The 13,686-nt window shown below is 66.5% G+C and carries 15 protein-coding genes; 2 read left to right on the top strand and 13 right to left on the bottom strand.

What is annotated here, in order from left to right:
• Positions 1–33: 33 nt before the first annotated feature.
• The 4 genes from ruvA to HMPREF3067_RS03320 form a co-directional block, all read right to left on the bottom strand.
• Positions 34–651: a Holliday junction branch migration protein RuvA gene (gene ruvA / locus HMPREF3067_RS03335; protein WP_070768314.1), complete on the bottom strand. Its 618-nt coding sequence runs from the start codon at positions 649–651 to the stop codon at positions 34–36.
• Between the two features lie 89 nt (positions 652–740).
• Positions 741–1,325, bottom strand: coding sequence for a crossover junction endodeoxyribonuclease RuvC (gene ruvC / locus HMPREF3067_RS03330; RefSeq protein ID WP_141759311.1), 585 nt, complete (start codon positions 1,323–1,325; stop codon positions 741–743).
• A gap of 184 nt (positions 1,326–1,509) precedes the next feature.
• On the bottom strand, positions 1,510–2,262 hold the full coding sequence (locus HMPREF3067_RS03325) for a YebC/PmpR family DNA-binding transcriptional regulator (RefSeq protein ID WP_070768312.1): 753 nt from the start codon (positions 2,260–2,262) through the stop codon (positions 1,510–1,512).
• 95 nt (positions 2,263–2,357) lie between these two features.
• Positions 2,358–3,185, bottom strand: a complete 828-nt coding sequence (locus HMPREF3067_RS03320; protein ID WP_070768311.1) for an acyl-CoA thioesterase — start codon at positions 3,183–3,185, stop codon at positions 2,358–2,360.
• A 164-nt stretch (positions 3,186–3,349) separates the two neighbouring features.
• On the opposite strand from HMPREF3067_RS03320, the gene HMPREF3067_RS03315 reads away from it, so the two are divergent.
• Entirely contained in the window at positions 3,350–3,829 is a 480-nt protein-coding gene (locus HMPREF3067_RS03315; protein ID WP_070768310.1) for a DUF3817 domain-containing protein, read from the top strand.
• Between the two features lie 96 nt (positions 3,830–3,925).
• Positions 3,926–5,188: a DUF2029 domain-containing protein gene (locus tag HMPREF3067_RS03310; protein ID WP_083319108.1), complete on the top strand. Its 1,263-nt coding sequence runs from the start codon at positions 3,926–3,928 to the stop codon at positions 5,186–5,188.
• On the opposite strand, the gene HMPREF3067_RS03305 is transcribed toward HMPREF3067_RS03310, so the two are convergent.
• From HMPREF3067_RS03305 to HMPREF3067_RS03265, 9 genes are all read right to left on the bottom strand, one after another.
• Positions 5,156–5,611: a hypothetical protein gene (locus tag HMPREF3067_RS03305; protein ID WP_070768309.1), complete on the bottom strand. Its 456-nt coding sequence runs from the start codon at positions 5,609–5,611 to the stop codon at positions 5,156–5,158. The two genes, HMPREF3067_RS03310 and HMPREF3067_RS03305, sit on opposite strands and share 33 nt — an antisense overlap.
• Positions 5,612–6,715, bottom strand: coding sequence for a glycosyltransferase family 4 protein (locus tag HMPREF3067_RS03300; RefSeq protein ID WP_070768308.1), 1,104 nt, complete (start codon positions 6,713–6,715; stop codon positions 5,612–5,614). It abuts the gene before it with no gap.
• Positions 6,716–6,721: 6 nt separating this feature from the next.
• Positions 6,722–7,654 (bottom strand): phosphatidylinositol mannoside acyltransferase, encoded by a 933-nt coding sequence (locus HMPREF3067_RS03295; RefSeq protein WP_070768307.1) that lies wholly within the window; start codon positions 7,652–7,654, stop codon positions 6,722–6,724.
• Positions 7,655–7,664: 10 nt separating this feature from the next.
• Entirely contained in the window at positions 7,665–8,288 is a 624-nt protein-coding gene (gene pgsA / locus HMPREF3067_RS03290; protein WP_070768306.1) for a phosphatidylinositol phosphate synthase, read from the bottom strand.
• Positions 8,281–8,856 carry an HIT family protein gene (locus tag HMPREF3067_RS03285; protein ID WP_070768305.1) on the bottom strand — a complete coding sequence of 192 codons (576 nt, stop codon included), beginning with the start codon at positions 8,854–8,856 and terminating at the stop codon, positions 8,281–8,283. Before HMPREF3067_RS03285 ends, pgsA begins: the two co-directional genes overlap by 8 nt.
• Positions 8,849–10,906 (bottom strand): threonine--tRNA ligase, encoded by a 2,058-nt coding sequence (gene thrS / locus HMPREF3067_RS03280; protein ID WP_070768304.1) that lies wholly within the window; start codon positions 10,904–10,906, stop codon positions 8,849–8,851. The genes HMPREF3067_RS03285 and thrS overlap by 8 nt, the downstream gene beginning before the upstream one ends.
• Positions 10,907–10,978: 72 nt before the next feature.
• Positions 10,979–12,232, bottom strand: coding sequence for a Dyp-type peroxidase (locus HMPREF3067_RS03275; RefSeq protein ID WP_070768303.1), 1,254 nt, complete (start codon positions 12,230–12,232; stop codon positions 10,979–10,981).
• Between the two features lie 19 nt (positions 12,233–12,251).
• Entirely contained in the window at positions 12,252–12,857 is a 606-nt protein-coding gene (locus HMPREF3067_RS03270) for a copper chaperone PCu(A)C (protein ID WP_070768302.1), read from the bottom strand.
• Positions 12,858–12,872: 15 nt separating this feature from the next.
• Entirely contained in the window at positions 12,873–13,430 is a 558-nt protein-coding gene (locus HMPREF3067_RS03265; protein ID WP_070768301.1) for a copper resistance CopC family protein, read from the bottom strand.
• Positions 13,431–13,686 lie beyond the last annotated feature (256 nt).

Genomic DNA, 13,686 nt, shown 5'->3' with positions numbered 1-13,686 from the left:
CCTACCCGTCGCCAAACCCTGGCGTGCGCCTACTTATTTCTTCCCCAGCCGGGCCAGCGCGCTGCGCAGGACCACCGGCGTGGCGGCATCGGGCTGCTCGGCCACGATTGCCTCGACGGCCGCGGCCGCGGCCTTTTCCGTGAAGCCCAGGCCCACCAGCGCCTCGGTGACCTGCTGGACCACCGGCTCGTTGGCCGCGGGCACCCCGCCGACAGCCGCGCCGCCGCCCGCGACCGCACCGGCCCCGGCGAAGCCGGCCACCTTGTCCTTGAGCTCGAGCGCTAGCCGCTCCGCCATGCGCTTGCCCACGCCGGGGATGGTCTGTAGGCGCTTGGCATCCGACTGGCTAATCGCCTGCGCCAGCTCGTTGGCCTCCAGCACCGAAAGCGCGGCCAGCGCCAGCTTCGGACCGAGACCGGAGACGGACTGCAGCAGGTGGAACATCTCGCGGTCCTCGGCGGCGCCAAAGCCGTAGAGGGTCATGGAGTCTTCCTTGACCACCATGGAGGTCAGCACGAAAGCCTCCTCCCCGCGGGTCAGCCGCCCAAGAGTAGGCGGGGCGGCGTGCACCAGGTAGCCCACGCCCTGGCATTCGATAACGGCGTGATCTAGCGCGATGGAGATGACCTCTCCGCGCAGCGATGCAATCATGGCGAGGGCTTTCCTTTCTTCCCGGGTGGAGTTCTAGGAGACAAAGTGTTCTTAAAGTTTCGGGCGGTTGGGGCTTAAAAGTCGCGGGGCTAACCTGACTGCGCCGAGCGGGCGCGCGCCAGGGATTGCTGTTGGGCCTGCCGCTGGGCTTGGGCCCTTTCCCGCACCTGCTCGGCGCGGGCGAGGGCCGGGGCGCGCCAGCAGTGACTGACGGCGAGCGCTAGCGCGTCGGCGGCATCGGCCGGCTTGGGCGGATCGCTAAGCCCCAGGATACGGGTGATCATGGCGGTCATCTGCTTCTTGTCAGCGCGGCCGTTGCCGGAGACGGCCTTCTTGACCTCCGAGGGGGTGTACATGTGCACGTCCAGGCCGCGCTCGGCGGCCGCGAGCACCAGGACCCCGACGGCGTGGGCGGTCTGCATGACCGTGGAAACATTGCCGCGTTCGAAGACGCGCTCGATGGCCACGACGTCCGGTTGGTACTCGTCCATCCACTCCGCCACGGCCTTCGACAGGCGCAGCAGGCGCTCAGTGAGGTCCTTGTCCGCGGGCGTGCGCACGACGCCGACGGAAATGGGGATGACGGCGCGGCCCCGGCCCGCCTGCACGACCGACAAGCCGCAGCGCGTCAGCCCCGGGTCGATGCCCATGACGCGTAAGCCTTCCAAGTTCACCGGCCACCTCCGTCACACATATGTTCTAGTACCTCATCACGCATACTACACGCGCTACGTCCGGACGGCCAGCCTGGGTGCCCCGGTGGGTCAGCCCGGTGCAGACAAGACCAAGGGCAGCCGCGGCAAGAAATTCTCGCCCCGACTGCCCCATTGCCAGGCCCTTAAGCCCCGGGCCGGCTTACTAGTCCTCGAGCTCGGCCAGGACCTCGTCGCTGAGATCCATGTTGGTGTAGACGTTCTGCACGTCGTCGGAGTCTTCCAGCGCGTCGATGAGGCGGAAGATCTTCTTGGCATCGGCCGCGCCGAGCGGGACCTCGACGGACGGGCGGAAGTCGGTGTCAGCGTCCTCGACGGAAATCTCCGCCTCCTCCAGGGCGCTGCGCACCGCGCGCACGTCGGCGGGCTGGCAGGTGATTTCGAACTGCTCGCCGCGGTCGTTGACCTCTTCGGCACCGGCCTCGAGTACGGCCAGCAGCAGGTCGTCCTCGGTCAGTTCGCCCTTCTTCACAAATACGACGCCGACGCGCGAGAACATATAAGACACGGAACCGGACTCGCCCAGGTTGCCGCCGTTTTTCGTCATGGCGGTGCGCACCTCGGTGGCCGCGCGGTTGCGGTTATCGGTCAGGCACTCAATCAGCATGGCCACGCCGTTGGGGCCGTAGCCCTCGTACATGATGTTTTCCCAGTCGGCACCGCCGGCTTCCTCGCCGGAGCCGCGCTTGCGGGCGCGCTCGATGTTGTCGTTAGGGACGGAGGCCTTCTTGGCCTTCTTGATCATGTCGTCCAGCGTCGGGTTGGCCGCGGGATCGCCGCCACCGGTACGCGCCGCCACCTCGATGTTTTTAATCAGCTTGGCGAATTCCTTGCCGCGCTTGGCGTCGTTGGCAGCTTTTTTATGCTTGGTCGTCGCCCATTTAGAGTGGCCGGCCATAAGGTGTGCCCCTTCCTAGTTGGTTTTAACTAACGTGATTATACGTGCCGAGGCCACCGGGTCTGAATAAGACCTCGCCCAGATCACCTACTCGGTCATTCCTTCAGCCACCGGATGAGGCCTTCCTGGTTGACTTGAGCAACCAGAGCGCCATCCTGGCGGAAGACCCGCCCCTGGGCGAAACCGCGCCCGCCGCCGGCGAACGGAGAATCCTGCTCGTAAAGCAACCACTCATCCACTTTAAGCTCGTCGAAGAACCACAGGCTGTGGTCGAGGCTGGCCATCTGCACGCGGGCGTCGGGGTGCGAAATCAGCGTCGAGTTGAGCAAGGTCATATCCGACAGGTAGGACAGCGCCACCTGGTTCAGGTCCGGGTCGTCGCCCAGCCCGGCATTGTAGCGGAACCAGATGTGCCGCGCGCCGGCGCCATATTTGTCCTGGGCGTGGTGGGAGTTGTCGTACTCGTCGGGGACCATCACAACGTCCCAGTCGCTCCACTCCCCCAGCACAATGCGCGAGGTCGACGGCCAGTCCGCCGCGTGGTCGCGGCACTCCTCCGGGCCTGGCACGTCCGGCAGCTGCGCGGCGTGTTCCGGGCCCTGGTCGCCGGGGCGGCGGAAGCTGACCAGCATCTCCACGATCTCCTTGTCGCCCTGCCAGCCGGTGACCCGACGGTGGCTGAAGGTGCGCCCGTCACGGACGGTGTGCACGGTGAAGTCGATGGGCTCGGCGGACAGCCCGCCGCCGACGAAATACGCGTGCAGCGAGTTCGCCGTCTTTGCCTCGACCGTTTGCTGCGCCGACTGCAGCGCCTGGCCGATAACCTGACCGCCGAAGGTGCGCTGCATCTCCGAGGGCACGCCCGGACCAAGGTAGTGCCCATCGCCCAAGTCGGACAACTCAATTACCTGACGAAACGACACCGAAAGCTCCCTTCTCCTCCAGGTGGGCGCTGCCGCGCGAGGGCGCGCGGGGCGGTCGGCCGGTGCAGGTGCGGTGTGGCACCGACCGGAGGACTATGACGCCCACCACATATACGGCTGCCCACCTTACCCGGTGGCGCCAGCCTCCGTAAGATGGTCGGGCGATGACTCCCCAGAAACTACACCTGTCCGCCGCTGTGCTCGAGATGTTCACCTGGACCCTCCTGCTGGTGGGTATGGCCCTGAAATACTCCGGCGTCACCGAGGCCGTCGTCCCCGTCGCCGGCAGCATCCACGGCTTCGGGTTCTTGAGCTTTGCGGTAATGACCTGCCTGATTTGGATCAACAACCGCTGGCCGGTTGGGATCGGTCTCCTAGGCTTGGCCGTTTCCGCCATCCCTTTCGCCGCCCTGCCCTTCGCGCTGTGGACCGCACGCCGCGGACTGGTGTCCGGCGGGTGGCGCTACCGCGACACCGACAGCGGGGCTACCCCCGCCGGGCCCGCCGATGCCCTGTTGGCGCAGGCGGTGCGCCACCCCGTGCGCTCTATCCTGTTGGCGGTAGTGGTTATTGCTATCGTATTTGGAGTCCTCGTGACGCTGGGGCCGCCGGTCGATGTCGAAGAAATCCTCCGCGGCTCTTAAGCTCGTCGGATCTTCGGCGGGCCCTCGCGGCGCTTTACGCGCCAGTTTCTGACCGTGTTGTGCTCTATCTTGTGATGATGAAAAGACTTTTGAATAATGACTAAGCTCCTGCGGGCAGGCGGTGTCCTTCGCCGCGTCCCGGCCGTGTGGGCCGGCTGGGTGCTCGCGCGCCTGTGCCTGGCTTTGCTCATCAAACTCAACCACTCGCCGCGGGGCGATCTTTTCTACTACCACGTGGCGATCTTCGGCTCGAACCCGCAGGATATGACCGAATACCCGCACGCCGGGACTTGGCCGACTTTCCTGGCCGCCTGGCTTGGCGGCAGCGAGATCATGGCCTTCATGTTCGTCTTCGCCCTTGTCTGCCTAGCCTGCGACGCCGCCTACCTGGCCGCCCTCCTCCACCGGCACGACAAGCGCCCGACCGCCTTTGCCGCGGCCTGGTTCTGGGTGCTGTTCGGGCTGGCCGCCGGCCACGTCTTCCTCATGCGCCTGGACATCTTCCCCGGGCTCGCGGTCGGCCTCGCGGCGCTTGTTATCCACCGCTGGCCGGCGCTGTCCTCCAGCCTCATCGCGCTCGCCTGCGCGATGAAACTGTGGCCAGGCGTGCTCGCCGCCGGGCTGGTCGGGCGCTTTTCCAGCGCCCGCGCCTGGCTGCGGGTGCTGACCTTCGGGGTCTCCCTGGTAGCCTTCGCCGGCGTCACGCTGCTCGCGGGCGGCTGGGAGCGCCTGACCAGCCCCCTGGACTACCAGAACGTGCGCGGCCTGCAGATCGAGTCCATCGCGGCCACGCCCTTCATGTGGGACGCCTACCGGCACCCGGGGAATTACGACATCGGCATTGCGCCGTCAAAGTCCTTCGAGATCGCCGGCGCGGGCACCGACGGCGCGGTGCAGGCAACCACCTGGGCCATGGGCATTATCATCGCCTTCGCGCTGCTGTGGGCGCTCTACCGCTTCATCTGGGGCGGCTGGAGCCCGCAGACCACCATCGCCTGGGCCGCCGTCATCGTGCTGGGCCTTATAGTGACCAACAAGGTCTTCTCCCCGCAGTACATCATCTGGTTCGGCCCGCTCGTCGCGGTCGCCCTGCGCACGACGACGCCGGGAAGTGCGCGCCGCAAACTGGTGGCAGCCTTGAGCGTTATGACGGTGGTCTGCGCGGGCCTGGGGACCTTCATCTACCCCTTCGGCTATGACTATCTCTGGAATTTCGTGGGCGAGCAGCTGGCGCCCGTGGCCGCCTTGGTCGCGCGCAACGGATTGGTCGTGGTCATGTTCGTGCTCGCGCTGGCGTGGTGGGCACTCGAGCTGCGCGCCCAAGTGCTAGAAGGCCGTCAGATCGAAGAACTCGGGTAGCCGGGCGGTGCCGCCCAACCGGAAGGTGCGCACGAGGGGGCGCAGGCGTAGGGCGCGGGTGTCCGCCACGGCCTCGTTGTAGAAGCGGTGGGCCAGCTGGACACGCACCTCGGCGTCGACCAGCTGCGCCGGCGGCGGCTCGCACACGCGGCGGATCTCCTCGCCCAGGCGGTGCTCGAGGTCGCTACGCTGGGTGAACTGGCCCGGCACCAGGGCGGTCGCCTCGGCCTGCGCGCTGGCCTCGGCCAGCCGGGGCTCGAGTGCCGCCGCCACCGCCGCGCGCCTATCCAGCGCCGCCTGCAGCTGGGCCAACGCCGCGTCCGTGCGGATGTGCAGGGTGTTAAGCCGCTGGGCCGTGAAATAGGCCCAGAGCATCACCCCGGTCACCACCACGGCGACCGCCACGAGCAAGGCGGTACCCATCTACTTCACCTGCACTTTCGATCCGTCCTGCACGGTCTCGTAGACCGCCATCACCTGGGCTGCCACATGATCCCAGTCATAGGTAAGCGCCCGGCGGGTGCCGGCGGCGGTGAGCCTGTCGCGCAACTCAGGGTTGTCCAGCACGTGGTTGAGCTGCCGGGCCAGCGCTGAGGCATCGCCGTTGGCAAAGAGCAGGCCGGCCGGCTCCGCGGATTCGACGTCGCAGACCGCCGCGAAGGCCTCGAGGTCACTGGCAACGACCGCGCAGCCGGCCGCCATGGCCTCCACCAACACGATGCCGAAGGACTCGCCGCCGGTATTCGGCGCGACGTAGATATCCGCCCGGCCAAGGATCTCAGCCTTCTCCGCGTCGGTGACGCGGCCGACGAAGTCCACCCCGTCGACCTCGCGGGCCCGTCCCCCGCCCATCACGGTCACCCGCACCTCCCGGTGGACCTCGGGCAGGGCCGCTAAGAGGATGTCCAGGCCCTTGCGCGGCTCATCCAGCCGGCCCAAAAAGACGATCTCAGGGCGCGGGACTGCCCGCTGCGCGTCCTCCTGCGCCTGGCGGGAGCGCGCGTAGACGGACGTGTCCACCCCGTTGGGGATGAGCACTGGGTCGCCCCCGAGCTGCTCGACCTGCCAGCGCCGCGCCATCTCGGAAACCGCGATCCCGCCACGGACCTTCTCCAGCATCGGCGCCAAGATCGGCTTGGCCAGGGTCAGGAGCGTCGAATTCGCAGCAGACGCGTGATACGTCGCCACTATAGGCCCGGTGGCCAGATAGAGCGCCACCATGGAATAGCTCGGCGAGTTCGGCTCGTGGATGTGCAGCACGTCGAAGTTTCCTTCGGTGACGAACTCGCGCAGCCGGCGAAAGACCTGCGGGCCGATGGCCAGGCGGGCCACGGAGCCGTTATAGGCGATCGGCACCGACCGGCCGCCCTTGACCACGAAATACGGCAGCTCGGTCTCCTCGGCCGCGGGCCCGATGACACGCACGTAGTGCCCCTGCTCCAGGTAGACCGTCGCCAGGTCAAGGATGTGCGCTTGAACCCCGCCGGGTTCGTCGAAGGAATAGGGGCAGACGATGCCAATCCGCATAGGGGCTTACCTCCCGTCCTTCTCGGCCTCGGCGCGGCGGATACGGTTGGCCCGCCGCCGCTCGACGTCGACGTTCCACTGCGGCTGCAACATGTGCCAGTCGGCCGGGTGCGCGGCGATATTGGCCGCGAAGCCGTCGGCCATGCGCTGGGTCGTTTCCGCCACGTCGGTCACCTCCAGCGCCGGCGCGCAGGACAGGCCCCAGCCATCCAAAGTGAACCAGGGGTGCACGACGTGCAGGCGCGCGCCCGTCTGGGCGGCCAGCAGCGCTGGGCCGGCGGCCATGGTTGCCGACTCCCCGAAAAACTCCACCGGCACGCCCGTGTGCGACAGGTCGCGCTCGGCCAACAGGCACACGATGCCCCCTGCCTCCAAGACCTCTTTCAGCCTGCCAAAGGGTGGCTCTGCCCCACCCGTGAGTGGCAGGACCTCGAAACCTAGGGACTCGCGGTAGTCCACGAAGGCATCGAAAAGCACCTCAGGCCGCAGGCGCTCGGCCACGGTGGTGAACTGGCCGTGCATGCCCACCAGGCAGACGCCGGCCATGTCCCAGTTGCCCGAGTGCGGCAGCGCCAGGATGACGCCGCGCCCGCGCGCCAGGCTGTCTTCTAGGTGTTCGCGGCCGACCAGGTCGCGTTGGAGGCGCGCGAGCAGGCCGGGGTCGTCGTGGATGGCCGGCAGCCGGAAGGCTTCCTTCCAGTAGCGCATGTAGGAGCGCATGGAGGCGCGCACCAGCTCGCGCGTGACGTTTTCGGCGCCCACGACGCGGGTCAGGTTGCGCCGCAGCTGGTCCATGCCGCGGCCGTGGTCGCAGGCTAAGTCCGCAATACGGTCAAACAGCCAGGTAGCCCACGCATCCGGCAGCCAGCGGACTACCCGCCAGCCGGCCAGATACCCGAGCGTCGAGAAATCAATTTCGCGAAAGAAAAACCGCGCCATCGCTGCCCCCCTAAAGTTGCGCTTGGTCGGCTACCTTGTCCTGCTTCATGGCCATGATAAGCCGCTGGTAGATGGTGAAAATCGAACCGATGGCTAGGATCCACAGGGAAATCGCCAGCGCGTTGGGCACGCCAAAGCCTTCTAGCCCCACGCCGACCAGGCCGATGATGAGCCGCTCGGGCCGCTCAATCAGCCCGCCGACCATGCGCAGCCCGGAGGCCTCGCCACGGGCCTTAACATAGGAGATGACCTGCGAGGAAACCAGCACGATAAGGCCGGCGGCCACGGTGGACGGGTGCGCGTCGACGGTATAGACCAGGTACCAGATAATCGCGGCAAACAGCGCGCCGTCGGTCACGCGGTCACAGGAGGCGTCCAGCGTCGCGCCAAAGGGTGTGCCCCCGCCGCGGATCCGTGCCATAGTCCCGTCGATCATGTCGAAGGCGGCGAAAAGGCCGGATAGCACTGCCGCCCAGACCAAGTGCCCGGAGGGGATCAACAACACCGAGATGGCGATGGTTACGATGGCGCCGACCGCGGTCACTGCGTTCGGGGTCAACCCGACCTTAAGAGCCGCTTTGGCTACCGGCTCCACCACCACCGCGGCTGGTTTCCTGCCGTGCACACTAAGCACGCGAATCCTCCTCGTCTATGTCCCGCCACGCTGCGGCCAAGAGACGGCGCGTCTCCTGCAACAGCTGCGGCAGTACTTTAACCCCATCCAGGATAGTCATAAAATTGCTATCTCCCGGCCACCGCGGCACGACGTGCATGTGTAGGTGGTCTCCTACCGATCCGCCGGAAGCCTTACCTAGGTTAAGCCCCACGTTGACGGCCTCCGGCCGCGACACCCGCTTGAGGACGCGAATTGCCTTTTTCACAAAGGCCATCATCTCGGTGGTCTCAGATTCGGTGAGGTTTTCCAGCTGGGATTCCTTGCGGTAAGGCACCACCATGAGGTGGCCCGCGTTGTAGGGGAAGAGGTTCAGCAGCGCGTAGACCTCCTGCCCGCGCGCGATGATGAGCCCGTCCTCGTCGCTGCCCTGCGGGGCTTCGACGAACGGGTCCGTCGACCGCTTCTGGATATAGGCCATGCGGTATGGGGCCCAGAGCCGCTCGAGGCGGTCGGGCTCGCCCGCCCCGGAGTCGACATAGACGGAGGGGGCGGGCTGTTCGGATTCCGCGTTTTGGCCACTAGCCACGGAGGTTGCCCTCGCTCGGCTGATCGTTGACCCGCTGGGTCACCCACTTGTCGATGAGATCGACGGCCTCGTCCACCGGCACGCCGTTGACCTGGGAACCGTCGAGGAAGCGGAAAGAGACCGCCCCGGCCTCGACGTCGCGGCGGCCGGCCAGCAGCATGAACGGGACCTTACCCGTGGTGTGGTTGCGGATCTTCTTCTGCATGCGGTCGTCCGAGGTGTCCACCTCAGCGCGGATGCCGCGGGAGCGCAGCTTGGCGGTGACATCCTCCAGGTAGGAGACGAACTCGTCCGCCACCGGGATGCCGATGACCTGCTGCGGAGCCAGCCAAGCCGGGAAGGCGCCGGCGTAGTGCTCCAGCAGGACGCCGAAGAAGCGCTCGATGGAGCCAAACAGCGCGCGGTGAATCATGATCGGGCGCTGCTTGGAGCCGTCCGGGGCGGTGTATTCCAGCTCGAAGCGCTCCGGCAGGTTGAAGTCCAGCTGCACGGTGGACATCTGCCAGGTACGGCCGATGGCGTCGCGCGCCTGCACCGAAATCTTCGGGCCATAGAAGGCCGCGCCCGCCGGGTCCGGGACCAACTCGAGGCCGGACTTAGTGGCCACGCGCTCCAGGATGCTGGTGGAGCGCTCCCAGATCTCGTCCGAGCCGACGAACTTGTTCGGGTCCTTGGTGGACAGCTCCAGGTAGAAGTCGTCCAGGCCGTAGTCCTGCAGCAGGGAGATGATGAACTCCAGCACCTTGGTCAGCTCGTCCTCGAGCTGGTCCTCGGTGCAGTAGATGTGGGCATCGTCCTGCGTGAAGCCGCGCGCACGGGTCAGGCCGTGGACCACGCCGGACTTCTCGTAGCGGTAGACCGTGCCGAACTCGAAAAGGCGCAGCGGCAGCTCGCGGTAGGAGCGCCCGCGGGAGGCGAAGATCAGGTTGTGGAACGGGCAGTTCATCGGCTTGGCGTAGTAGTCCTGCGGCTGCTTGGTACAGTTACCCTCCGCGTCGTACTCTCCGTCCAGCTGCATGGGCGGGAACATGCCGTCCGCGTAGAAGTCCAGGTGGCCGGACTTCTTGAACAGGTCACCCTTGGTGATGTGCGGGGTGTTGACGAAGGAGTAGCCGTCCGCCAGGTGGCGGCGCCGGGAGTGGTTTTCCATCTCCATGCGCACGATGCCGCCGTTCGGGTGGAAGACCGGGAAGCCGGAGCCGATTTCGTCCGGGAAGCTGAACAGATCCAGCTCCGCGCCCAGGCGGCGGTGGTCACGCTTTTCGGCCTCGGCCATCAGCGTCTGGTAGGCCTCCAGGGCCTCCTTGGACTCGAAGGCGGTGCCATAGATGCGCTGCAGGCCAGCCTTGGACTGATCGCCGCGCCAGTAGGCGGCCGAGGAGCGGGTCAACGCGAACGCCGGGATGTATTTCGTGGTCGGAAGGTGCGGGCCGCGGCACAGGTCGAACCACTCGACCTCGTTAGTGCGCGGGTTGACGTTGTCGTAGAAGGTCAGGTCGCCGGCGCCGATCTCGGCGGCCTCGTCCGAATCCGGGTCAACGTTGCCCTTGTCCTGGATGAGCTCCAGCTTGAAGGGCTCGTCGGCGAGCGCCTCGGCGGCCTGCTCCGGGCTCTCGTAGACCCCGCGGGTAAAGCGCTGGCCCGTCTTGATGATCTTCTTCATGCGCTTCTCGATGGCCTTGAGGTCCTCCGGGGTGAAGGGCTCCTCGGTCTGGAAGTCGTAGTAGAAGCCGTTCTCAATGGCCGGGCCGATGCCCAGCTTGGTGCCGGGGAACTCCGCCTGGACGGCCTGGGCCAGCACGTGGGCGCAGGAGTGGCGGACCACCGCGCGGCCCTCTTCCTCGCTGGCGGCGACGGGGGTGAAGGTCTGTTCGGTCTCCGGAACATGGGACAGGTCCTTGAGGTTGCCCTCGGCATCCCGGACCACCACGACGGCCTCCGGGCCCTTGTTCGGCAGGTCCAGCTCGCGCATAGCAGCCCCGACGGCAGTGCCGGCCGGGCAGACGAAGGACTCGTAGTTCACAGGGACTGCAGGAATAGCTTCCGCCATTTGGTGCGCTCCTTTGCGCTCATGCGGGCAGCAGCATACCTGGCCGCGGCCCGCGGTTTATTATTCCGGAGCTTATCTTACCGCGTCCAACAGTGCGGATCCCCAAAAGGCCGAACCCGTGCCGCCGGCGCTGGTCCCGGGCGGGATGAAATAGACCGCGGAGCCGATGTGGCTAATCCACGTGTTGAGATGATCGGCCTCGTCCAGGCGGGCCTGGATGGGCTCGAACTGGCGGGTCGGGTCCTTCTGGAAGCAGATGAAAACCAGGCCCGCATTGGACAGCTGGATGAGGTCTTCTTCCTGCGAGTCGGCGTAATCGGGCATCAGATCGTAGCTGTACGGGCGCCGCTTGAGCTTCTGCTCGGGATGGTCGGCCGGCGGCCGGGCCCGGGCCATGTGGGAGTTCGGGTCGATTACCGGCAGGCCGTACTTGTCGGTGGCCGAATAATCCGGCTCGTCCAGCTCCTCCTGCCCCGTCAGCGGCGCGCCGTTGGACAGCTTGCGGCCCACGGAGTTTTCCCGCGTGGCGCGGTCCAGCTTCTCCCAGGTATCCAGGTTCATGCGGATGCGGCGCACCACCATGCAGGTGCCGCCCTGGGCCCAGTCGGGGCCCTCATCAATCCAGACCTGCTGGTCGTATTCTTCCTCGCCGCGCGGGTTGACCGTGCCGTCGAGCTGGCCGAACAGGTTGCGGTGGGTCGCGCCGTGGGGCAGGGAGCCAAAGGAGTTGGCAAAGCCTTGCTGCAGCCAGGTGACCTTGGCGTAGTCGGTGCCGGCGCGAATCATGTGCCGCATGGCGTGCGAGGCCATCACGGCGTCGTCGCAGCAGATCTGCAGCACGACGTCGGTCTGGCCCCACTTGTCGCTGAGCTGGTCCCGCGCGAAGGGCTTGATGTCCCGCAGCCACTCCGGCTTCAGGTCGGCGGCGCCGAGCTTGTCGAAGACCGACTCGCCCCAGCCGCAGGTGATGGTGAGATTGGCGGGCACGTCCACCATCTCCGGCTCCAGGGAGCCCAGCGGGGTCTCGCCCGTGCACAGCGCCCGGGCGTCCTCCGTCCACAGGCTCATCAGGTTGCGAAAGCCCCGCTTGCCGATGCCCGGCTTCAGGTCAAAGCCCACCAAGTTCAGGTGGGCCTGCATGTCCGTGTCCACGCCCGCCTGGTGCTCGCCGTCGAAGGCGACGATCGCCTCCGCCAGCGGCTCGGACTGACTGGCCTGCTCAATCGCGTCCTTTTCTTCCGCCTGGCCGCAGGCGCTTAAGGTAAACGATGCCGCCCCCACCGCGCCTGCGCCCTGCAGGAAATGCCGGCGATTAAGTCCCGTCATGGCTCTCGCTTACCTTCCCCTAGTGTCCGCTTTGGCCGGTGTGCTCGCCGTGCTCGGCGTGGTCACCCGGATCGCTGTGGTTGGCGTGATTGGTGGAGTCCAGGTCACCGTAGCCCTCGTCGCCGGCGCCGATGCTGCGCACCGGTACCTCGCCCAGATCGATGGTCTTACCGTCGGTCAGGTGCAGCGTAATCGCTACGGACTCGCCGGCCATCACCGGCTCCTTAACCCCCATGAGCATGAGGTGGTTTCCGCCCGGCTCCAGGGTGGCCTCGCCGTCGGCCGGAATGGTCAGCGGTTCGGTCATCTCTGACATCTGGCCGTCGACGGTTTCGTGCAGCTGGGTCATCTCCGCGTCGATGCTGGTGCTAAAGGACTCGACCTGCAGGTCGGTGTCGGTGTGGTTGACCAGGGTGCCGAAGATGGCGGTCATGTCGGAGTCCTCGGCCATCGCGCGCACGACGCCGCCCTCGAAGCTGACGTCGGCGGCGGCGGCCTGCTCCGACTCGGCGGCGGTGGTGGTCTGCGTGTCGGTCTGATCCGAGGGTTCTTCGCTCGGGGAGCAGGCCGCCAGGGACAATGCCAAGGCAGCAACTGCGGAGACAATAAGACGGGTGTATTTCATGACAGATTCCTTTGTTTACTGTTCATCAATGGGGCGACGCTTGGCCAGAACCAGCACGACAACGGCGGCCAACACCAGCACGCCGCCGACGGCGAGAATCCACTTCAGCGGGCCATCGGCGCCGCCCACCTCTTCATCCGGGGACGGGACGGCGGACTCGTCGACGGCGACGCTGGAGTCGTCGTCGCCGGCCACGGTGAAGCTGACTCCCCCGCGGGTGGCGTGCCCGTCCGAGGAGGTGATCTGGAAGCCTACCTGGTAGTCACCGGGGCCCGGTTCGACGTCGTCCGGGGTCTCGATGGTCAGGTTGCGCTCGTCTAGCTCCGGCTCGGCGGAAAACAGTAATTCCCCGGTCTCCTCGTTGGTCACGGCGAAGTTGTTGAAACCCTCCCGCGGGATTCCGGAGAATTCCAGGGTGATGGTCTCGGGGAATTCGTCGAGGACCTGACCTTCGGTGACGGTGCCGCCGATGACGGCATCGTGAGCCAGGGCTACCGGCGCTGCCCACGCGGACAGGCCCAAGACACCGGCTGCCACCGCGGCGCCTGCGGTGCGCGGGGAAACTGAAAACATGTACTGCTCCTTACGGCGAGGACTCGCCTGGTCGTTCCAAGGTCGCAGCGGCACACACCGCGGGCTTTCCGCCGCGCTGCGCGACGCGTATCCGACTAGTCGGCCCATTGCTGGAAGCAGTTCCCAACAATGGCGCAGATCTCACTGTCATAACTGGTGCCCCGATTGTCCCCCACCCGAGCGCCAACATACAAAACGCCGCCCCCAGCGGGGACGGCGTGAAAAAGTGGAGCGGATGACGAGACTCGAACTCGCG

The organism is Corynebacterium sp. HMSC04H06, assembly GCF_001815935.1.
Lineage (GTDB): Bacteria > Actinomycetota > Actinomycetes > Mycobacteriales > Mycobacteriaceae > Corynebacterium.
This window is presented reverse-complemented; position numbering and strand designations above follow the sequence as displayed.

Bases quoted from the DNA above. Each gene is read 5' to 3' on its own strand.
- HMPREF3067_RS03305 (WP_070768309.1), bottom strand. From the start codon at position 5,611: ATGGGTACCGCCTTGCTCGTGGCGGTCGCCGTGGTGGTGACCGGGGTG.
- HMPREF3067_RS03265 (WP_070768301.1), bottom strand. From the start codon at position 13,430: ATGTTTTCAGTTTCCCCGCGCACCGCAGGCGCCGCGGTGGCAGCCGGT.
- thrS (WP_070768304.1), bottom strand. From the start codon at position 10,906: ATGGCGGAAGCTATTCCTGCAGTCCCTGTGAACTACGAGTCCTTCGTC.
- HMPREF3067_RS03275 (WP_070768303.1), bottom strand. From the start codon at position 12,232: ATGACGGGACTTAATCGCCGGCATTTCCTGCAGGGCGCAGGCGCGGTG.
- HMPREF3067_RS03315 (WP_070768310.1), top strand. From the start codon at position 3,350: ATGACTCCCCAGAAACTACACCTGTCCGCCGCTGTGCTCGAGATGTTC.
- HMPREF3067_RS03310 (WP_083319108.1), top strand. From the start codon at position 3,926: ATGACTAAGCTCCTGCGGGCAGGCGGTGTCCTTCGCCGCGTCCCGGCC.
- ruvA (WP_070768314.1), bottom strand. From the start codon at position 651: ATGATTGCATCGCTGCGCGGAGAGGTCATCTCCATCGCGCTAGATCAC.
- HMPREF3067_RS03270 (WP_070768302.1), bottom strand. From the start codon at position 12,857: ATGAAATACACCCGTCTTATTGTCTCCGCAGTTGCTGCCTTGGCATTG.
- HMPREF3067_RS03295 (WP_070768307.1), bottom strand. From the start codon at position 7,654: ATGGCGCGGTTTTTCTTTCGCGAAATTGATTTCTCGACGCTCGGGTAT.
- HMPREF3067_RS03300 (WP_070768308.1), bottom strand. From the start codon at position 6,715: ATGCGGATTGGCATCGTCTGCCCCTATTCCTTCGACGAACCCGGCGGG.
- HMPREF3067_RS03325 (WP_070768312.1), bottom strand. From the start codon at position 2,262: ATGGCCGGCCACTCTAAATGGGCGACGACCAAGCATAAAAAAGCTGCC.